Annotated in this window: 22 protein-coding genes; 15 read left to right on the forward strand and 7 right to left on the reverse strand. The window is 69.9% G+C overall.

Features of this window, described 5'->3' with window-relative positions; genetic code table 11:
* Positions 1 to 18 precede the first annotated feature (18 nt).
* Together LVQ62_RS12325 and LVQ62_RS12330 are read left to right on the forward strand one after the other, a co-directional pair.
* A complete protein-coding gene (locus LVQ62_RS12325; RefSeq protein WP_233761950.1) occupies positions 19 to 1,569 on the forward strand; it encodes an ATP-dependent DNA ligase in 1,551 nt (516 codons plus the stop codon).
* Positions 1,566 to 2,885: a M20/M25/M40 family metallo-hydrolase gene (locus LVQ62_RS12330; protein ID WP_179480785.1), complete on the forward strand. Its 1,320-nt coding sequence runs from the start codon at positions 1,566 to 1,568 to the stop codon at positions 2,883 to 2,885. Before LVQ62_RS12325 ends, LVQ62_RS12330 begins: the two co-directional genes overlap by 4 nt.
* Positions 2,886 to 2,909: 24 nt before the next feature.
* Here LVQ62_RS12330 and LVQ62_RS12335 read toward each other — a convergent pair whose 3' ends face one another.
* A complete protein-coding gene (locus tag LVQ62_RS12335) occupies positions 2,910 to 3,095 on the reverse strand; it encodes a DUF5703 family protein (protein WP_179480782.1) in 186 nt (61 codons plus the stop codon).
* A 39-nt stretch (positions 3,096 to 3,134) separates the two neighbouring features.
* Here LVQ62_RS12335 and LVQ62_RS12340 point away from each other — a divergent pair, with 39 nt between their 5' ends.
* A complete protein-coding gene (locus tag LVQ62_RS12340) occupies positions 3,135 to 3,500 on the forward strand; it encodes a primosomal protein (RefSeq protein ID WP_233761952.1) in 366 nt (121 codons plus the stop codon).
* A 42-nt stretch (positions 3,501 to 3,542) separates the two neighbouring features.
* Here the strand turns inward: LVQ62_RS12340 and LVQ62_RS12345 are convergent, their stop codons facing one another.
* Entirely contained in the window at positions 3,543 to 4,478 is a 936-nt protein-coding gene (locus tag LVQ62_RS12345; RefSeq protein WP_370639708.1) for an aldo/keto reductase, read from the reverse strand.
* 51 nt (positions 4,479 to 4,529) lie between these two features.
* Between LVQ62_RS12345 and LVQ62_RS12350 the strand changes: the two genes are divergently transcribed.
* The 5 genes from LVQ62_RS12350 to mshC are packed head-to-tail and all read left to right on the forward strand — an operon-like array spanning position 4,530 to position 9,009.
* Positions 4,530 to 5,591 carry an LLM class F420-dependent oxidoreductase gene (locus LVQ62_RS12350; protein ID WP_179480776.1) on the forward strand — a complete coding sequence of 354 codons (1,062 nt, stop codon included), beginning with the start codon at positions 4,530 to 4,532 and terminating at the stop codon, positions 5,589 to 5,591.
* Positions 5,591 to 6,409: a histidine phosphatase family protein gene (locus LVQ62_RS12355; protein ID WP_233761956.1), complete on the forward strand. Its 819-nt coding sequence runs from the start codon at positions 5,591 to 5,593 to the stop codon at positions 6,407 to 6,409. Before LVQ62_RS12350 ends, LVQ62_RS12355 begins: the two co-directional genes overlap by 1 nt.
* Positions 6,410 to 6,418: 9 nt before the next feature.
* Positions 6,419 to 6,958, forward strand: coding sequence for a DUF3090 domain-containing protein (locus LVQ62_RS12360; RefSeq protein ID WP_179480772.1), 540 nt, complete (start codon positions 6,419 to 6,421; stop codon positions 6,956 to 6,958).
* Positions 6,936 to 7,739, forward strand: coding sequence for an SCO1664 family protein (locus LVQ62_RS12365; protein WP_233761959.1), 804 nt, complete (start codon positions 6,936 to 6,938; stop codon positions 7,737 to 7,739). The genes LVQ62_RS12360 and LVQ62_RS12365 overlap by 23 nt, the downstream gene beginning before the upstream one ends.
* 19 nt (positions 7,740 to 7,758) lie before the next feature.
* Positions 7,759 to 9,009: a cysteine--1-D-myo-inosityl 2-amino-2-deoxy-alpha-D-glucopyranoside ligase gene (mshC, locus tag LVQ62_RS12370; RefSeq protein ID WP_233761961.1), complete on the forward strand. Its 1,251-nt coding sequence runs from the start codon at positions 7,759 to 7,761 to the stop codon at positions 9,007 to 9,009.
* A gap of 119 nt (positions 9,010 to 9,128) precedes the next feature.
* On the opposite strand, the gene LVQ62_RS12375 is transcribed toward mshC, so the two are convergent.
* Positions 9,129 to 10,550 (reverse strand): HNH endonuclease signature motif containing protein, encoded by a 1,422-nt coding sequence (locus LVQ62_RS12375; protein WP_233761963.1) that lies wholly within the window; start codon positions 10,548 to 10,550, stop codon positions 9,129 to 9,131.
* Between the two features lie 290 nt (positions 10,551 to 10,840).
* On the opposite strand from LVQ62_RS12375, the gene LVQ62_RS12380 reads away from it, so the two are divergent.
* The 4 genes from LVQ62_RS12380 to LVQ62_RS12395 all read left to right on the forward strand — a co-directional run bounded on the left by LVQ62_RS12380 (position 10,841) and on the right by LVQ62_RS12395 (position 14,960).
* Positions 10,841 to 11,581, forward strand: coding sequence for a dienelactone hydrolase family protein (locus LVQ62_RS12380; RefSeq protein ID WP_233761965.1), 741 nt, complete (start codon positions 10,841 to 10,843; stop codon positions 11,579 to 11,581).
* A gap of 234 nt (positions 11,582 to 11,815) precedes the next feature.
* Positions 11,816 to 12,469, forward strand: a complete 654-nt coding sequence (locus tag LVQ62_RS12385; RefSeq protein WP_208051939.1) for a hypothetical protein — start codon at positions 11,816 to 11,818, stop codon at positions 12,467 to 12,469.
* Positions 12,470 to 12,584: 115 nt separating this feature from the next.
* Positions 12,585 to 13,451, forward strand: coding sequence for a GNAT family N-acetyltransferase (locus LVQ62_RS12390; RefSeq protein WP_233761967.1), 867 nt, complete (start codon positions 12,585 to 12,587; stop codon positions 13,449 to 13,451).
* A 309-nt stretch (positions 13,452 to 13,760) separates the two neighbouring features.
* The gene (locus LVQ62_RS12395) at positions 13,761 to 14,960 is read left to right on the forward strand and encodes an MFS transporter (protein WP_233761969.1); all 1,200 of its coding nucleotides are present in this window, start codon (positions 13,761 to 13,763) and stop codon (positions 14,958 to 14,960) included.
* Positions 14,961 to 14,980: 20 nt separating this feature from the next.
* Here LVQ62_RS12395 and LVQ62_RS12400 read toward each other — a convergent pair whose 3' ends face one another.
* The 4 genes from LVQ62_RS12400 to LVQ62_RS12415 form a co-directional block, all read right to left on the reverse strand.
* Positions 14,981 to 15,547, reverse strand: coding sequence for a GNAT family N-acetyltransferase (locus LVQ62_RS12400; protein ID WP_233761971.1), 567 nt, complete (start codon positions 15,545 to 15,547; stop codon positions 14,981 to 14,983).
* 32 nt (positions 15,548 to 15,579) lie between these two features.
* A complete protein-coding gene (locus LVQ62_RS12405; protein WP_233761973.1) occupies positions 15,580 to 15,858 on the reverse strand; it encodes a hypothetical protein in 279 nt (92 codons plus the stop codon).
* Entirely contained in the window at positions 15,855 to 16,283 is a 429-nt protein-coding gene (locus LVQ62_RS12410) for a hypothetical protein (RefSeq protein WP_233761975.1), read from the reverse strand. Before LVQ62_RS12410 ends, LVQ62_RS12405 begins: the two co-directional genes overlap by 4 nt.
* Before the next feature lie 157 nt (positions 16,284 to 16,440).
* Complete coding sequence (locus LVQ62_RS12415) at positions 16,441 to 17,064, reverse strand: hypothetical protein (protein ID WP_208051935.1); 624 nt, start codon at positions 17,062 to 17,064, stop codon at positions 16,441 to 16,443.
* A gap of 155 nt (positions 17,065 to 17,219) precedes the next feature.
* Here LVQ62_RS12415 and LVQ62_RS12420 point away from each other — a divergent pair, with 155 nt between their 5' ends.
* The 3 genes from LVQ62_RS12420 (at position 17,220) to LVQ62_RS12430 (ending at position 19,598) form a co-directional block, all read left to right on the forward strand.
* Positions 17,220 to 17,591, forward strand: a complete 372-nt coding sequence (locus tag LVQ62_RS12420) for a hypothetical protein (RefSeq protein ID WP_233761977.1) — start codon at positions 17,220 to 17,222, stop codon at positions 17,589 to 17,591.
* A 67-nt stretch (positions 17,592 to 17,658) separates the two neighbouring features.
* Complete coding sequence (locus tag LVQ62_RS12425; protein ID WP_233761979.1) at positions 17,659 to 18,678, forward strand: glycosyl hydrolase family 18 protein; 1,020 nt, start codon at positions 17,659 to 17,661, stop codon at positions 18,676 to 18,678.
* 335 nt (positions 18,679 to 19,013) lie between these two features.
* Positions 19,014 to 19,598: a hypothetical protein gene (locus LVQ62_RS12430; RefSeq protein ID WP_233761982.1), complete on the forward strand. Its 585-nt coding sequence runs from the start codon at positions 19,014 to 19,016 to the stop codon at positions 19,596 to 19,598.
* Positions 19,599 to 19,777: the final 179 nt, after the last annotated feature.

Consider the following 19,777-nt stretch of genomic DNA (forward strand, 5'->3'; position numbering starts at 1 on the left):
CAGCAGCACACTGGGCGGATGCTGCTCGCAGATCTGGTCGCCGTCTCCGCACAGGTAGGGGCCACGCGCTCGCGCAACGCCAAGACCCAGCTGGTCGCCGAAGTGCTGGCCGCCGCCGCTGAGGTGGAGCCGGACGAGGTGGAGGTCGTCGCGGCGTACCTCTCGGGTGTGCTGCCGCAACGCCGAGTCGGCGTGGGATACCGCACGCTCGCGGCGACGCCGGCGCCGTCCGCGACGCCTGGCCTCACCGTCGCGCAGACCGACGAGGCCATGCAGCAGCTCGCGGACGCCGGCGGACCCGGTTCGGCGGGTGCTCGCGAGCAGATCCTGCGCACCCTGCTCGCGTCGGCCACCGCCGTCGAGCAGACCTTCCTCAAAGGCCTCATCACCGGAGAGCTGCGCCAGGGCGCCCAGGACGGCGTCATGCTGGCGGCGATCGCGTCGGCCGCGCAGGTGCCGGCGCCGGCAGTACGACGCGCGGTCATGCTGGCCGGCTTCACGGCGCCGGTCGCCTCGGCAGCGCTCCGCGGGGGTGCGCCGGCGCTCGCGGAGATCGGTCTGGTGCCGGGGCGTCCACTGCGGCCCATGCTGGCGGCGTCGGCGACCACCGTGGGCGACGCGATGCAGGCGGTCACGACTCCGGGCGACGCCGTGGGGGTGGAGTGCAAGCTCGATGGCATCCGCATCCAGGCCCACAAGCTGGACGAGGAGGTCCGCCTCTTCACTCGCAGCCTGGAGGAGGTCACCGACCGGCTCCCGGAGATCGTCGAGGCGGTGCTCGCCCTCCCCGGCGAGCGACTGGTGCTCGACGGTGAGGTGATCGCACTGCGCGAGGACGGGGTCCCGCAACCCTTCCAGGTGACCGGCGCTCGCACCGCGAGCCGCAAGGACCCGGCGCAGCTGCGGGTGGAGACACCCGTGACGCCGTGGTTCTTCGATGTGCTGCACATCGACGGCGACGACCTGATCGACGCACCCGCGCGCGAGCGTTGGGAGCGGCTGACCGCGCTGGTGCCGCAGGACTACCTGATCCCACGGGTGCAGACCGCGGATCCGGAGGTCGCGCAGCGGTTCTTCCAGGAGAAGGTGTCGGCCGGCCACGAAGGCGTGGTCGTGAAGTCGCTCGATGCGCCGTACGCCGCCGGGCGTCGCGGTGCGGGGTGGGTGAAGGTCAAACCCCGGCACACCCTCGATCTCGTGGTGCTGGCCGTCGAGCGCGGCAGCGGACGGCGCACCGGCCTGCTGTCCAACATCCACCTCGGCGCTCGCGATCCGGAGTCGGGCGAGTTCGTGATGCTGGGCAAGACGTTCAAGGGGATGACCGACGAGATGCTGGCGTGGCAGACCGAGCGCTTCACCGAGCTGGCCACCGAGGACGACGGGTGGACCGTGACGGTGCGACCCGAACAGGTCGTCGAAATCGCCTTCGACGGTGTCCAGCGCTCGACCCGCTACCCAGGCGGGATGGCGCTGCGTTTCGCCCGCGTGCTGCGGTATCGCGACGACAAGCGGGCCGAGGAGGCCGACACCGTGGCGCTGGTGCGCGAGGTGGCACAGTGGGAGTCATGACTGACGTGCAGCCCGAAGACGAGGTCGTCCAGCTCTGCCAGGACCTGATCGGCATCGACACCAGCAACTACGGCGACGGCAGCGGCCCGGGGGAGCGCAAGGCCGCCGAGTACGTCATGGGCCGCCTCGAGGAGGTCGGCCTCGAGCCCGAGCTCGTCGAGAGCGAACCCGGCCGGGCGAGCGTGCTGGTCCGGATCGAGGGCGAGGACTCCGAGCGGGGCGCCCTGGCCGTGCACGGCCACCTCGATGTCGTCCCCGCGAACGCCGAGGACTGGTCGGCCGACCCGTTCGGCGCCGAGATCCGCGACGACTGCGTATGGGGCCGTGGCGCGGTCGACATGAAGGACATGGACGCGATGATCCTGGCCTGCGTGCGCGAGCTGGCTCGCACCGGCAAGAAGCCCGCGCGCGACCTCGTCATCGGGTTCCTGGCCGACGAGGAGGCCGGCGGCGTCAAGGGCTCGCAGTGGCTCGTACAGAACCGCGCCGACCTCTTCGAGGGCGTGACCGAGGCGATCAGCGAGGTGGGCGGCTACTCCGTCACCGTCCGCAACAAGGAGGGTGCCGACCAGCGTGCCTATCTGCTGCAGACGGCGGAGAAAGGCATCGCCTGGCTCACGCTGCGCGCCCACGGCCGCGCCGGGCACGGATCCCTGGTCGCCGACGACAACGCCGTCGTACACCTCGCCGCCGCGATCGCGCGCATCGACGCGCACCCGTGGCCGCGAGAGTTCATCGCCTCGGTCCGCGACCTGTTCGACGGCTTGTCGGACCTGACCGGCAAGCCCTACGACGACGACTCGATCGACGATCTGCTGCCCGACCTGGCCGGCGCGTCGGCGTTCGTCAACGCCACGCTGCGCAACACCGCGAACTTCACGATGCTGAACGCCGGCTACAAGCACAACGTCATCCCGCAGAGCGCGAGCGCGTCGCTGGACTGCCGCTTCCTGCCCGGTCACGAGGAGGAGATGATGTCGATCATCTCCGAGCTGGCCGGTGAGCACGTCGAGGTCGAGGTCGTGCACAAGGACATCGCGCTGGAGGCGCCGTACGACGCTCCGCTCGTGGAGAAGATGAAGCAGGCGCTCCTCGCCGAGGACCCTGGCGCCGCGATCCTGCCGTACTGCCTCTCCGGTGGCACCGACAACAAGGCGTTGGCCACCCTCGGCATCACCGGCTACGGATTCGCTCCGCTGCGGCTGCCCGCGGACCTGGACTTCTCGTCGATGTTCCACGGGGTCGACGAGCGGGTGCCGGTGGACGCGCTGAAGTTCGGCACGCGGGTGCTGGGCGGCTTCCTCGCCGACTGCTGAGGGTCTGCGCCGGGCGGGACGTCGTCAGGCAGTGCGCTGCACGCGGATGATCTTGCGACGCAGCCACACCCGGCGATGACCGCCGATGTAGAGGCGGACGCGCGCGAGCTCCCAATGGCCGTACTCGGCCTCATCCGCCAGGATCTGGCGGATGTCACCCCGGCTCGCGTGCCGCGGGAAGCGCAGCATGCGGTACTCGTACTCGATCATGACTGCCTATTGTGCGACACACCCGATACGGTCGGGGGCATGCCCATCGATCCGCGAGTTGCACTGCAGCGCTTCACCGACGCGCTCGAGGAGCACCTGGCCGCATCACGCGCGCGGCGGGGCGAGAACGATCCCGCGGTCGTCGAGGCGTACCGCCGGGTCGCCGACGCCTTCGACGCGTACGACGAGTCGTTGATGGATGCGTTCGGCGAGGTCACGCCCCTGGAGGTCTACGAGGGCGACGAGGACGAGGACGACCTCGACGACGACCTGGACGACGATGACGACGAGGCCTCGGACGATCTCGAGGATTCCGAGCTCGACGATCCGGACGAGGACGCCGCCGAGGACCTGGACGACGAGGACGTCGAGTTCGAGTCGGGCCCGGCCACGCCAGGTCGCTGAGGCATATCGGCCCGCGCGTGCGCGGCCGAGTCGCTCACGCCGTCATTCGGCGTGCAGCGACACCTCGTCGAGTGCGTCCCGGACCTGATCGGGCAGGTCGATCAGGTCACTGCCCAGGGCCATCCGCAGCTGTCCCGGAGTCCGCGCGCCCACGACCGCCGTGGCGATGCCCGGCCGCTCCCGCAGCCACGTCAGCGCCACCTGCACCGGACTGATCCGCAGCCCCTCGGCGGCGGTCGCGACGGCGTCCACGATCGTGCCCGAGCCGGTGTCCACGCGTCGTCGCGCCCAGTTGTCGTGACGCCCACCCGCGGCGCGTGAGTCGGCCGGGACCCCGTGTCGGTACTTGCCGGTCAGCACCCCGCCGCCCAGCGGCGCCCAGGCGAGGATCCCGGTGCCCAGGTGCTCGGCCGCCGGCAGCACGTCGGAGTCGGCGGTCCTGGCGACCAGGCTGTACTCGATCTGATCGGCTACGACCGGCACCCCCTCGGCCTGCAGCAGCGTCGCCATCCGCGCCAGCTGCCAGCCGTTGTGGTTGGAGACCCCGACGTACCGGGAGCGCCCGGACGAGACGGCGTACGCCATCGCCGAGACCGTCTCCTCGATGGGAGCGTTGTCGCCCCAGGCGTGCACCGTCCACAGATCCACGTGGTCGGTGCGCAGCCGGCGCAAGGAGGCATCGAGCTGGTCCAGCAGGGTGCCGCGCGAGGTGTCGACGACGCGCGTGCCGGTGGTGCGGGAGATCCCGGCCTTCGTGGCCAGCACGAACTCCTCGCGGCAGGACGCGGTCAGTGATCCCAGGATCTCCTCGCTGGCGCCGTCGCCGTACCCGTACGCGGTGTCGAGCAGGGTGCCGCCTGCGTCGCGGAAGGCGTCCAACAGCTCGGTCGCCGTGTCCTGGTCGACCTCGCTGCCCCACCCCATCGTGCCGAGCGCCAGGGCACTCACGCGCAGACCGGACCGTCCCACCGTTCGCATGCGCACGGTGCACACCGTAGGCCCCGAAGCCGGTGCGTTAGCGTCTGGTCCATGCGACTTGGGCTCAACCTCGGCTACTGGGGCACGACCGGCACGGACGACCTGGAGAGCATGGTGACCCTCTCACGCGAGGCGGATCGCCAGGGGTACGCCGTGGCGTGGCTCGCCGAGGCGTACGGCTCCGACATCCCCTCCCTCGCGGGGTACCTCGCAGCGCACACCCCGCAGATGGGGTGGGGCAGCGCCATCATGCAGATCCCGGCGCGGACACCCGCGATGACCGCGATGACCGCCGCCACGCTCGACCGGATCACCGGCGGGAAGTTCCACCTGGGGCTCGGCGTGTCCGGTCCGCAGGTCAGCGAGGGCTGGCACGGCGTGCGCTTCAACGATCCGCTGGGCCGCACGAGGGAGTACGTCGAGATCATCCGGGCGGCGTTCGCCCGCAAGAACGTCGAGCACGAGGGCAAGCACTTCCAGCTGCCCCTGCCCGACGGCCCCGGCAAGGCGCTGCGTCTGCTCCTGCTGCCTGAGCGCCCCAACGTGCCGATCTACCTCGCATCGATCGGCCCCAAGAACCTGCAGCTGACCGGCGAGATCGCCGACGGCTGGCTCGGCATCTTCGTCAGCCCCGAGTACGTCGGCGAGCAGCTCGCCGCGATCCTGGCCGGCCGCCAGAAGGCCGGTCACGACGACCTGGCCGGTTTCGACGTCGCCGCCTCCGTGAGCGTGAGCGTCGACGACGACCTGGACGTCGCGGCCGACCGGCTGCGTGCGAACGCCGCCCTCTACATCGGCGGGATGGGCTCGCGGGACAAGAACTTCTACAACAAGCTCGCCGTGCGGATGGGCTTCGAGCAGGAGGCCGGCACGGTGCAGGACCTCTACCTGCAGCGCCAGCACCGCGAGGCCGCCGCAGCCGTCCCACGGGACTTCATCGACCAGACCTCGCTGATCGGGCCGCGCGACCGCATCGCGCAGCGGCTGCACCGGTACGCCGAGGCGGGCGTCACGACCATCAACGTCGCGCCGGTCGGCGACACGCTCGAGGATCGGCTGGCCACCCTGGTGCTCATGCGCGAGGTGCTCGACGGCGAGGGTCTCGCCGACTGATGGCGACCCTTCTGCTCCTTCGCCACGGCCGCAGTTCGGCCAATACCGCCGGTGTCCTTGCCGGTTGGACGCCCGACGTCCACCTCGACGACACCGGCCGCGAGCAGGTCAAGCGGCTGTCCGAGCAGCTCGCGGACCTCCCGCTGGCGCGCATCGTCTCCAGTCCGCTCGAACGCTGCCAGGAGACGGCCGCCGCCGTCGCCGCTCCCCACGCCGGTCTCCAGGTCGAGACCGACGAGGACCTGGGGGAGTGCAAGTACGGCGCGTGGACCGGCCGCAAGATCTCCGAGCTCGCCAAGGAACCGCTGTGGCGCACCGTGCAGGACCACCCGGCGGGTGCCGTCTTCCCTCCTTCTGAGGACTTCGAGTCCGAATCGCTGGCGGGGATGCATGCCCGCGCGGTTGCCGCGGTACGACGATTGGACGCGGAGATCGAGGCCCAGCACGGCAACCAGGCGGTCTGGTGCGCGGTCTCGCACGGTGACGTGATCAAGGCGATCCTGGCGGACGCGCTCGGACTGCACCTCGACCAGTTCCAGCGGATAATGACGGGCCCGGCGTCGCTGTCGGTGGTGCGCTACACCCCGAACCGGCCGTTCGTCGTACGCGTCAACGACCAGGCGCGCGACGTCGCGGATCTCATGCCGACCAAGCAGGAGTCCAGCGGCGACGCCACCCCCGGTGGCTCCACCGGAGTCGCGGAGGAGTCCGATCAGGACACGGCGACGACCGGCTCCGACAGCGCGGGCAAGGCCGCAGGTCACGACACGGTCGCGACCGGGTCCACCGGGTCATCTGCCGTCGATGTCGCCGATTAGAGTCTGAGCATGCGTTTGTTGGAGTTCGAGCACCCGGACCGGTTCGTGGCCGGCACGGTGGGCCCACCCGGAGGACGCACCTTCTTTCTGCAGGCCGTCCAGGGCCGCGCTGTGGTGTCCGTGTCGCTGGAGAAGGAGCAGGTGGCGGTGCTCGCCGAGCGCGTCAACGACCTGCTCGACGAGGTCGACGCGACCGCCGACGTCCCGCAGGCTCCGCAGGACAACGACCCGCTGAGCACGCCCATCGACGACGAGTTCCGGGTCAGCACCATGAGCCTGGCGTGGGAGGCCGACCGCAAGGTGGTCATCATCGAGTGCCACGACCGCGAGGTGTCGCTCGAACCCGACGAGACCGGCGCCGACCTCGTCGAGGTGACCGAGCCGGACGCGAGCCTGATGCGGGTCGTCCTTCGACCCGAGTTGGCACGCGAGTTCGCCCGCCGCAGCCTGGCCGCCGTCGCGAGCGGCCGTCCGCCGTGCCCGTTCTGTGGAGAACCCCTCGAACCCACCGGCCATGTCTGCCCCCGTGCCAACGGCTACCGACGCTAGCTCCGCCGACATCCTCGCGACTCTGCGCGAGGGCGAGTTGGAGATCGAGGGCCGGTTGGTCGACGCCTCCAACGTCGCATTGCGGGTCTGGGCCGGCACCGACGACCCGATCGCAGCCGTCTACAAGCCGATTCGCGGGGAGCGTCCCTTGTGGGACTTCCCGGACGACTCCCTGGCCGCCCGCGAGGTGGCGGCGTTCACGGTGTCCAACGTCGGCGGCTGGGACCTCGTGCCTCCAACGGTCCTGCGCGAAGGCCCCCTCGGTGCGGGCTCGGTGCAGCAGTGGGTCGGTCCGCTGGACGAACGACCCGATCACGAGCTGTTGCGGGTCGACCGGGGCTCGGACGTGCCAGAGGGCTACGTGCCCATCTGGTCGGTGCTCGACGACTACGACCGGTCCCAGATCGTGTCGCACTCGACCACTCAGGCGCTACGCGACCTCGCCGTGCTCGACGCGGTCATGAACAACGCGGACCGCAAGGCCAGCGCGATCATCGTGGACGAGGGCCGGGTGTGGGCGATCGACCAGGGACTCTGCTTCAACTCCGCACCGAAGCTGCGGACCTGCCTCTGGGGTTTCGCCGGCGACCCGATCGACCAGGAGAACCTGCTGCGCCTGGAGCGGCTCGCGACGTTCCTGCGGGAGGACAACCCCCTCGAAGGACTGCTGACGGAGGTCGAGCTCGAGGCCCTGCGGTCACGGTGTGCCCGGCTGCTGCGGGAGGAGACCTACCCGAAGGTGCCTGAGGGGCGTACACCTCTTCCGTGGCCGCTCTGGTGACCCGGATAGGCTGACCGGCGTGAAGTCGTGGCCCTCTCCGAAGATTCCCACCACCGAGGGCAGCGGCCAGGACCTGAGGTTGCACAACCCGGTCACCGGTGCGCTCGACACCGTCGAGCTGCGCGACGACACCGCCCGGATGTACGTCTGCGGGATCACGCCGTACGACGCCACGCACCTCGGTCACGCCGCGACGTACGTGACCTTCGACCTGGCGGCTCGCGTCTGGCTCGATGCCGGGCGCCAGGTGCTCTATGTGCAGAACGTCACCGACATCGACGACCCGCTCCTGGAGCGCGCCGCCCGCGACGGCATCGACTGGCGCGACCTCGCTCATCGTGAGGTGTCGCTCTTCCAGGACGACATGACGGCGTTGCGGGTGCTCGCTCCGGACCACTTCGTCAGCGTGGTCGAGACGATGCCGCGGCACGTCGACGTCGTCAGCCGACTGCTCGCCTCCGGCGCGGCGTACACCGTCGCGATCCCCGAGGGCGACGGCGCGTTGGACGGCGCGGCCGACGTCTACCTCGACGTGTCCCAGCAGTCGTCGTTCGGCGACGTCAGCGGATGGGACCGCGCCCAGATGATGTCCGTCTTCGCCGACCGTGGGGGAGACCCCGACCGTGCCGGCAAGCGTGACCAGCTCGATCCCCTCCTGTGGCGTGGTGCCCGTGAGGGCGAGCCGTCGTGGGACGGCGGCGCGGTCGGCCCGGGTCGCCCGGGCTGGCACGTGGAGTGCACCACCATCGCGCTCGACCACCTCGGCATGGGTTTCGAGCTGCAGGGCGGCGGGACCGACCTGCGCTTCCCGCACCACGAGATGAGTGCGGTGCAGGCCGTGGCACTCACCGGTGACAAGCCGTTCGCCGAGCACTACGCCCGTCAGGCCATGGTCGGCTACGACGGCGAGAAGATGAGCAAGTCCAAGGGCAACCTGGTGCGGGTGTCGGAGCTGACCCGCGCCGGGCACGACCCGATGGCGGTGCGCCTCGTGCTGCTCGACCAGCACTACCGCACCGAATGGGAGTACACCCCCGAGCTGCTCGCTGCGGCCGAGCAGCGGCTCGAGCGTTGGCGGGCCGCGGTGACCCGCGGTGCGGATGAAGGCGCCGAGGTGCTCGTCGACGGCATTCGTCGCGCGCTCTGCGACGATTTGGACGCGCCGCGTGCACTGCAGCTGATCGACGAATGGTGCACGGCGGCCACTGCAGACGGCGCTTCGCCGGCGGTGGCGCGGGCCATCGACGCGCTGCTCGGCATCGCCCTCTGACCTGCTCGTATCCCGCCCGGGCCTACGTGCTCTGCGCTCCCCGCTTGCTTTCACCCTGACGGCGTTCGCGTTCGTTGACGGTCTTTGAACGCCGTCGACGAACGTGAACGCCGTCATCGTCATGCCGCGTGTCCGGTGCCGGGTCGCTGGGGCATGAGTCCGGGGGTGAGGTCCCAGGTGACGCCGGTGGTGGTGACGGTGGCGGTGAGCAGGTCGCGGTGCACGATGGTGTGGTGGCGTGCGCACAGCAGTGCTGCGTTGGTCAGGGTTGTCTGTCCGCCGGCCCACCAGGGCCTCACATGGTGGGCGTCGCACCAGTCCGGTGGTCGGTCGCAGCCGGGGAAGGTGCAGCCGTCATCGCGGTGGATGATCGCGGTGCGCAGGCCGCCGGTGAACAGGCGTTTGGTGCGGCCGAGGTCCAATGGTTCGGACTCGCCACCCAGGACGGCGGGGATGAGGTCGGCGTCACAGGCCAATCGCCGTAGGGTCCCGGCGTCGAGCAGGTCGCCGTTGATGCTGCGCCCGATCCCGGGTAGGTGACTGGGTGGATCATCACCGCTGCCAGATTCGAGCTTCCCCGCCGCGTGCAACTGGTCGATGAGGGTCTGGTGGTCCAGGGTGATCACGATCTTGGCCGACCCGCCGACGGTGCCGGTGTGGTGGGAGCGGTCCCCGTCCAGTAGTCGGGCTGCGGTGTCGGCAAGTTCCATCAGCGCGTCCGCGCGACGTTTGCCGGGGGTGCGGGTGTCCTGCTCGGCCGCCGGTGACGCCGACTCGTCGGTGCAGGTAGCGGGTGCGGGGGCGGCCAGGGCCTGGATGGCGTGTTTGATGACCGCCGCGTGACCGGCCGAGAGGTCCGCGGTCAGCCGGGTGAGTCCGTTGGGCAGGTCGGCCCAGGTCAACGTCTCACACGCCTGCTGGTGCTCCTCCTGCGCGACCAACACCTCGGGGGCGAACCGGCCGATGATCCGCGCCGACAGGTCCCGCAACGTGCGGGTCCCGGTGTGCGAGAGCGCCAGGTACCAGCACAGCACCTCATCCCGATCCGCACCGGGGATCACCGGCAACACCTTCGGGACCTCCCGCAACGCCACCTGCGCACAGTGCACCGTGACCACCCCCGCGGCCAACGCGTCCGCCACGACCCGGTTGCGCGGGTCGGCGCACCCGGTGGCGACCGCCCCGATGCGGCGCAAGACAGCCGGCTCGGCTGTCACGGGCGCACCCGCCATACCGGCGGCGTTGGCTTGGGTGACACACGCACCGACCCATCCGCCGGCATCGGTCGCAATGGAGTTCGCGACCACTGCGCGGGTGACCGCCTCGGTCGTGGCGACCGCCGCCAAGGACTCCGCACGTGAGCCCAACCCCACCATCGTCGCGACGAACCCACCCAGCTCCGCCTCACCGAGTTGGTACAACGCACCGGGCCACCCCTGCAGATCCGTCACCAACTCGGCCAACCGAGCCAGCAACCCAGCCGCAGCACCCGGCCCGGCTGGCACCAGCCCTGAAGCGGGCGGAAGCGGTGCATCAGGCACCCGGGAGATCCCCTCGACACACATCCGCGCCCACCCCCTCCCCGGTTGTCTGGCGGGCCTGCGATGTACGTCTTATCGTACGCGCGTTCGAAGTGCGACACAAGGGCAAATCGACCGAATAGTCATATTTGCCAGTAGTATTCGCGTCAGACTTATCCACATCCTCCTCGTGGCCGAGCAGTTTTCCACGCCCGAGAACGTGCACCTTGCGGCCCAGCGGATCTGGTCAATCGAGTCACGGTGACACCCGCCATCGAGATGGTCAGGCTGCCTATGTAACGTCCGACCACATGATGATCGAAGTGCAGGCAGCGTCCGGTCCGGCCGAGGCATGGGTGTCCACGCCGGACGGGGGCGGCACCCACCCCGGCGTGCTCTTCTACATGGACGCCATCGGCCTGAGACCGCGGTTGCACGAGATGGCCGACCGGATCGCCTCATGGGGATACGTCGTCCTGGTGCCGAACGTCTTCTACCGCGACGGTACGGCCGCGCAGACGTCACCCGCCGGGGAGCTCGACTCCGATGAGGCCCGCACCGCGTTCTTCGAGAAGGCGATGCCTCGCGTGCACGGGCTCACTCCCGACCAGTCGCGCCCGGACACCGACGCGTGGCTCGAAGCACTGACATCCCGGGACGACGTGAGCACCCCGGTGGGCGTCGTCGGTTACTGCATGGGCGCACGTCTCGCCGTCCGCGCCGCCGGCGACCACCCCGACCTGGTCGCCGCGTGCGCGGGATTCCACGGCGGGGGACTGGTGACCGAGGACGCGGACAGCCCGCACGCCAGCCTGTCGACGGCGCGCGCCGAGTTCGTCTTCGGGCACGCCGACAACGACCGTTCGATGACGCCGGACAACGTGCGCACTCTCGGCGAGGCGCTGGACGAGGCACACCTCACCGCGAGCAACGAGGTCTACACCGGCGCGCCGCACGGCTACTCGATGTCCGACACGGCGGCCTACGACCACGAGGCCACGGAGCGGTCGTTCAGCGAACTGCGCGCCGTGCTGGACCGCACCCTGCGCTGAGGCGCTCCGAGCCGTCGGCGCGACACGCCGAGGTGTCCTCGACACCGGCTGCTCGCGGCGGATGGCGTCCGTGGGAGAGCCGCAGGATGCCGTGCGTACGTTCGCGGGCGCCAATCCGGCAGGCTGGCCTCTACGAACCACCGGCGACCACCGCGACTGCTGCCCGGCCCACGGCGGCAGCGCGGCGGTCCGCCCACGTGCACGTCATCGCGTCTCGCCCGTCGAAGGATGATCATGAAGCTCCGCAGCACGGCGATCGTCGTCCTGGCCGCCGCACCCCTCGTTCTCACCGGGTGCGGAAGCTCCTCCACGAGCGGTACGTCGCCCACCACGACCTCCGCTTCGTCGACCTCGAAATCGACGACCCCGTCCACGCCATCGACGAGTTCGTCGTCGTCCAGTTCGGCAGATTCGATGGCAGGGATGTCGATGGCGCCGGGGCAGACCATGGGGGCGACGCCGCCGAAGAAGGCACTGATGGTGTGCGGTGGCGATGTGCCGACCAACATCAGGGATTCACTCAAGCTGAGTGCGACCCCCAAGGGCACCGGCAAGTGGGCGGACAACCTCTTCACCTGCACGTACCCCCTGGCCGACGGCAACCTGGTCCTGCGGGTCAAGCAGTCCACGAACGACGCGACGGCTCGCGCCTATTTCGACTCCCGCAAGGCCGCCGCGGCGAAGGCGTCCACTCTGAGCGGTCTCGCGTCGCTGGGTCTCCCCGCGTACGAGACGGCCGGCGGGACCGCGTCGTTCGTGCGGGACAACCTCACACTCGAGGTCGACGCGACCGCCATGAAGTCGGTGGTCGGGGTCGAGAAGACGACCCGCAAGGACTTCGCCTACACGGTGGCCTCGTTCGTGCTGGCCTGCTGGCGCGAGCACTGACCCGCCGTGTAGTCCCGGCGGTCGGCTGACTGGAGGTCGCGGCCGGCCGCCCCCCACGTGGGCCGCCCTCGAAAACAAGGTGCGTTCGCGGGGTGGCCTCGTGTGTGATCAGAGCATGACGGTCACGATGCACACCCCGGATGTCGACGATCTCGGCGACGCCGTTCTCGCCCTGAGGGAATGGCAGTACGACGCGAAGACCGTGCCGCTGCATCCGGGCGACCTCGGCTGGCACTGGACCACCGGCGCCGAAGCGACGGCCGCAGCCGTGCGGACCTGGAGCCGTGACGGCCGCATCCTCGCCGTCGGCCTGCTGGACGGCCCTGGTGTCCTACGACTCACGATCGCGCCCTCGGCTCAGGACGACGATGAGTTGGCCCAGCAGATGACCGCCGACATCACACGAGTGGGTCGCGGTGTCCTGCCTGAAGGCGAGGTGGCCGTCGAAGCGCGAGACGCAGCGGTGCTGGGCGGGCTCCTCAGCGATGAGGGGTGGGCGCCCGGCGAACAGTGGACCCCGCTCGCCCGTGATCTCGCCGAACCGGTGGGGGCCCCGGGGGTGCGGATCGAGCTCGTCGGACCGGATCGCGTTGCTGCGCACACGGCCGTGCACCGCTCGGCGTTCGACAGCGCCCGATTCACCGACGAGCGTTGGCACGCGATGGCGGAGGGTCTGCCGTACGCCGACGCCCGGTCGCTCCTGGCGTACGACGAGCATGGCGATGCGGTGGCCGCGGTGACGGTGTGGTCCGCAGGTCGCGGCAGGCCGGGTCTGCTGGAGCCGATGGGGGTCCACCCGGACCATCGCGGCCACGGTTACGGGAGGGCGATCTGCGTCGCCGCGGCAGCCGCCCTTCGAAACATGGGCTCGTCTAGCGCGACGGTCTGCACCCGGGCCGCCAACGGCGGCGGGGTGGCGACGTACGAGTCGGCAGGTTATCGGCGCCTGCCCGACGTGCCCGACCTCGTCCGTTCGGCCTGATCCGGAGCCAGCCCGGCCCCACGTCGGACGGGGGCCGTCAGCGGGCCGCCTTCCCACCGCACATCCCCGGAGGCATGGAGCTCCTGCGCGCGGCGACCACCGACGACGTTGCGAGCAGCGTCGCGACCGGTTCTACGAGCGCGAAGGTTTCACGGTGACGCGGATCGATGCTGGTGCATCGGGTGATCCGAACGCGGCGGACGTGTAGCTGTCGCTGCACATCGGCGACTGAGCGTCGCTGTGCCCGAGGGCACATAGGGTGCCGGTATGTCGGCGGCGCCCGCACCGCGTCAAGGCACGCTCCCGCGAATGTTCTGGCGCTTGTGGCTGGGGAAGTCCGTCTCGTCGTTCGGCACCTACGTCACGCTGCTGGGTCTGCAGGTGCTGGTCCTGCGGACGCTGCACGGCGGCGCTCAGGACGTCGGCTGGCTCAACTCGATCCGCTGGGCGCCGTACCTCATCCTCGGGTTGTACGCCGGTGCGCTGGTCGATCGTCGACGTCGGCAGCCGCTCATGGTGGGCACCGACCTCGCTTGCGTGGTGTCGATCGGCGTCATCCCCGTGACCTGGGCGCTCGGGATGCTTTCGCTGCCCGTGCTGCTGGTGATCGTCGTCCTTTACAGCTCGGCGGCCCTCTTCAACGACGCCGCCTCGATGGCGTTCCTGCCGCGACTGATCGCGCGCCAGGACCTGCAGCGCGCGCACGCGCGTCTCGACGGCTCCGATGCGGTGGCGCAGACCGCAGGCCCGGCGATCGCGGGTGTCCTGATCAATGTGCTCGGTGCCCCGCTCGCCATCCTCGTCGACGCGGCCAGCTACCTGTACTCGGCCGCGATGATGGCCTCCCTGCGCGGTGCGGAGCCGGGGCCCGAGGTCGTGTCCCGGGCGAGGCTGCACACCGAGATCCGCGAGGGTGTGCGATGGATCTACCGGGGTGCACCGCTGCGCTGGCTGGCGATCGGGACCCACGGCTGGTTCGCGGCGAACGCGATCCTCGGGGTCGCCGTGCCGACGTTCGCGCTGCGGACCCTGCACCTGTCGGTCCCGCAGTTCGGGATCGCCGCGGCTCTCGCAGGTGCGGGCGCGGTGCTCGGTGCGACGATCAGCACCGCCGTGGGTCATCGGCTCGGCACCGGGGGCGCGGTCATCGCCGCCCACACGCTCACGACGTTCTGCGTCGTCGTGATGGCGATTGCTGGTGTCGGGAACGAGGCGTGGGCCGCGACGTCCGTGCTCGGAGCCGGCCAGGCGTGCCACGGCCTCGCGATGGGGTTGAGCAACTCCCACGAGATGAGCTACCGACAGGCCCTGACGGCCGACCATCTGCAGGCTCGCACCAACACCACGATGCGCGCGATGAACCGGGCGGTCATCGTCGTGGTCGCCCCGGTGGCAGGCGTACTCATGACCGGTGCGGGGACACGAGTGTCGCTTCTCGTCGCGGCCGTGATCTTCGGCGCTGTGGCAGTTGGGCTGTATGTGTCACCGTTTCGCGCCGCGCGCGTCTGAGAACACCAGGGTGAGGGGACTCAGATCGACGAGGCCATCCGATCCGAGCCCGATCCGGGATGCGTGGCGGTGAACAGCTCGCAGGTCATGTTGTAGTAGCGGTCGGTCGCGCCTTCGTGAGTCATGCCGATGCGCCGGGCGACGGCCTGGGACGCGGTGTTGGCCTCGAACGTCACCGTGACGACCCGGGCGAGCCCGGAGTCGAAAGCATGCTGCAGCACGCGAGCGCCCCCTCCGGAGGCGTACCCGTGACCCCATGCGTCCGGGTGCAGGTGCCAGCCGATCTCGACATCGCCAGAGTCGGGCAGTGGGTCCTCGTCACCGGACGCAGGGATCGGCTTGAGCATCAAGGTGCCGAGCAGGTGGCCCTTCTCGCGGTGCTGCACGGCCCAGATCCCGTACGTCGGGTGGTCCCCGCCGGTCCATCGCTCGATCGCGGCCTCGGCGTCGCGGCGATCGGTCATGACCTTCGGGGCGCGGCCGATGAATCGCTGCACCTCCCACCGGGAGTACATGTCGAAGACGAAGTCGACATCGTTGGCTGACCAGGGCCGCAACAGAAGCCGGCTGCTCTCGAGGGACTGCATTCGAGCAGTGTCACACCTCGGCGCTCATCGGCTTATGAAGATGACGGTCCTGGTGGTGCGAGATACGTGTCGACACCGTGGATCTGGTTGCTCAGCGCCAAGCCCGCGGCGCCGTCCAGGGCCTCGATCCGCACGACGACTCCGGTCTGCACGTCCAGCTCCACCCGGTACGTCGTGGAGAGGTGGTCCGCGCTGGTGCTCGGGTGCTCCGGTCCGTACTCGACCAATCGGCTCGCCGGGCTGTCCAGCAACGGGCAGCATCCGCAGCGGGGTTCGTACCCGCCGACCCAGTCCTCGCCCGCCCCGATCATGGGCACACAGATCGCCGACCACGTCTCGCGCCCGGAACGGCTGACGCGGCCACCTCGCGGATCTGCACGCCGTGGTCGAGCTCGTCCGGGTCGAGCATCGCGGTCCACCGGTAGTCCCGCCACATCGGGTCGCCACGGACCAGGTGCCACGCCGGCGGGCGGTGTGCGACCAGTCCATCGGCCCGGAACTCGGGCACGCCAGCCGGTCTGTCCGGGTCTGCCGACCCGCCGTACGGCACGCCCTCGGCGACCTCGACCACGCCCTCGGATCGGACCGTCACCCGCTGGGACGGGCGGTCGAGCCAGGCCTCGACGGTACCGGCGCCCCCACGGGACCGGTGGGAGAAGTGGAGAGTCCGGAACCGCCAGGGCGAGCTGCGGGCGAGAGCCCCGAAGTCCTCCTCGCGCGGACCATCGTGACCCATGCCCTGAGTACATCACCGGACCACGTCGTCGCCCCACCTCTCCTCGGCGCGGCCCGCCGCACGCCACCGTGCAGTCACCTGTGGACGGTGGCCCTGACGGAGCAGGCTGTCCCCGATTCCTTCTGAATCGGCAAATGCGAACCCGGGGAACTGCCGGTCAGCAACCGGCGGCGCGCGAGGCGATGTAGGACTCAGACCCGCTCTTGTACATCGAGTGGTCGCAGATGATCGCACCTTCGGCCTCGGAGCCGTACGTCGTTGCGGCACCGCGGTATTCAGTACCGTGGCCCGGCGCACGTGAGCAGGTCAGCTGGTACCAGTTGCCGCGTACGTCGCGACGTCCGAGGTAGAAGACCCACTTGGTGGTGTGCGAGCGTGCCGGTACCTCGAAGGACTCGGTCTCGCTGCCCGTCGCGGTGTGTGACACGGTCAATGCGACGTTGATGTGCGTCTTGGCGCCCAGATCCACCAGCTTCCAGTGGATTCCGCCACTTGCCTCCAGGTCGCCGCTGGCCGCGGCGCTGAGCGTGGTCTCGTGGCCCACGGTGACCGACTTGCTGTACTTCACGCCCGGACCGAGATTGACGGTCTTGAGGTGGGTGACGGCGAACGAGTTCTTGGTCAGGCTCACCGATCGCTCGACGACTCCGTCCTGGCCGGTGCACCGGCCGATGCCGGTCGCCGCCTGGGCAGATGCGGGCATGGCGACCCCGATCGCGGCCAGCGCGACCGCCGAAGCGAGCGGGGCGGTGATGCGACGGGTGGTGCGAGAAAGGCGCATGACGTCTCCTGCAGATCGACGGTTTCGGAATGATGCTGAAACTACCGGTAGCGCGGGAGCTCAGGACGAGAACGTGTATCACCGTTCCGGGTAGGTCGCGGGATCTCCACGAGGGGTCGTCGATCGACCGTCCCCGTCACGGGATGAGGCGGCCGATGGAGAGCTTCGACGCTGCGGTGCGCGTCCGTGCCGACCCGAACCAAACCGCGGCGGCCAGGACGACGCCGGCGCCGACGGCGATACCCGGCCACCGAGAGCCCCTCAGCCGACCGTCGACTCCGGATTCCCTTACTCCACCCGAGGATCTCCATGACAGCACCGAGGTGTCGCATTGCGCGGACAGCACCGAAGTCCTGGACTGGAAGGAAAGTGCCGACAGACCCGACATCGCCGACCCCAGCGAGCCGATGGAGGTGAACGACCCGACCGAGGCGATGGAACAGACCGATCCGGCCGACCCGATGCTGAGCGTCGAATCGACCGAGCCGACGGACAGGAAGGAGTTGCTCGACCACAACGACAGCTGAGAGGTCATGAACCACATCTCAGCACGAACAACTACGGACATGCTGTGGCCGTCCTACCATGGCGCCCGTGATCGGACTCCGGCCGGCTATCGGCGCATCCCTGGCCGGCGCCGTGGCGGTCGTCACGACGATCTTCACCACCGGCGCCGTGCCGGTCCCGGGGAAAGCCACTCCGATCAGACCGGCGGCCCACGCGACGGTGCTGGGATATGTCGAGAGTGGCGACGGGTTGAGCGCGTTGCGCCGAAATCTTGCCGCCTTGACGAACGTCGGGGTGGACGGTGTGAACATCAGCGCGACGGGCGCCCGTGTGTCGTCGCCTGATCAGAACGCCGAGACCATGCTGGCGGCCACGCACAGCGTCGGAAAGTCCGCCGAGCTGCTGGTCGGGAATTTCAACAACGCGAAGGGTGATTTCGACCCCGTCGCGGCGCATCTGCTGTTCATCTCGGCACAGCACCGCAAGGACGTGATCGCCGGGCTCGTCACCCAGGCACGCCACGGGTGGAACGGGATTCAGCTCGACTTCGAATCGCTGAATGGGTCGGACAGAGCGGGTCTGAGCCGTTTCACGTCCGAGCTGCGCGCAGCGTTGCCGACGCGTACGACGCTGAGCATGGCCGTCATGGCCAGCACCTCTGCCGCGGGGTACCGCGACAACGCCTACGACCTGCCGGTGCTGGCCCGTCAGCTGACGCGTGTGGTGCTGATGGCCTATGACCAGCACGGCCCGACATGGACGACGGCGGGCCCTGTCGGCGGGCTGCCCTGGGTGGAACTGGCGATGGCCACGATGCTGAAGTCGGTGCCGCGTAACAAGGCAGTGCTGGGTGTCGCTGGGTACGGCTACACCTGGCCGGCTCATCGTGCGGGAACACAGCTCAGCGATGCCGCGTCGCGCCGGTCTGCCACGTCACCGGTCTGGAACGCGGCCCAGGCCGAATGGAATTCGCCGTTGCGCGGGGGTGGCTCGATCTGGTGGTCGGACGCCAGGTCGCTGCAGGTGCGGCGCGCGCTCAGCCGGCGCCTCGGCGTACAGGGCGTTGCCGTCTGGTCCCTCGGGCTCTCCGACCCACTTCCCTCGTAGGCCTGAGCAGGCGCCGACCTTCGGCCCGCAAGGCTGCCGCCGACCACCTCATCGGGACGGACCACAACGACGTGCTGCCCGACCTCACACCGGGAGGTCATCTGCCACCGAGCACGTCTGCATGGAGAACTCACCCTGGTCGTCGGCGGCCCCGATCAAAGCGCAGTAGACGTACGAATGGGCAGTTCGTTCCCGGACAAGGTCCGGCGTGCGGCTCTCTTCGCCGGGACCGCGCATAACACCCCCCACGATTGCCGGACCGGCGACCGGCGACCGGCGACCGGCGACCGGCGCCGCAGCCGTCGGGCGCACCCTCGCTGCCTACACTGCGGAAGGTGAGCTCTCCGACGCGCGGTTGGCTACGGTCGGCTCGCGCCGCCGTGGTGGCCGTGACGGCTCTGGGTCTGGCCGTCGGGGCCCACAGAGTCGGAGGGGGCACCCTTCCCGGCGCTGCCCGATGTGGATGGCTTGCCCTGATCACGTTCGCGGTCTGCTGGGCGTGCACGTCCCGCCGACTCGGCCGGGCCGCGATCGCCGGTCTGCTCGGCGGGCTGCAACTGGCGCTGCACGTGGGGCTGATGATTTTGGGGCCGCCCATGGCAGGCCCCGCGTCGGCGCCGATGTCGATGAACGGCCACGCCGCAGCGGGTCCGAGCCCCGATCTGCTCCACATCGGCGGATGGATGTTGCTGGCGCACGTGGTCGCAACCGCCCTGACGGCAGTCGTTCTCGCTCGCGGTGAACAGGCCGTGTGGTTCGTTGCCCGCCTGGTGCGAGCGTTCCTTCCCGTCGCGGCCGTCGGGATGGCACCCGCCGTACGCACGAGTCACGTGCGAGCGAGCAGGGTCCTCGCTGCCACCCATGCCGGTCACGTGCTCGGCGGCATCGGCCGCCGAGGCCCTCCGCTGGCGGTCCTCTAGTCCGCTGCCGCGTCACGCCGTGAGCTGCGGATCCTTGCTGACCCGGCGACGGCGACGTCGCGGGTAGGTACGTGGCGCCGTCTGGCGTCGAACCCGAGTGCCATCTCGCTCATGCGACGTGCCGTCCGTGCTGCCCTACGTGGCACGAGGTGCGATCCCGCGTGTCTGCAGAGACCTCT

This window comes from Allobranchiibius sp. GilTou73 (assembly GCF_021391335.1).
In the GTDB taxonomy this organism is placed as follows: domain Bacteria; phylum Actinomycetota; class Actinomycetes; order Actinomycetales; family Dermatophilaceae; genus Allobranchiibius; species Allobranchiibius huperziae.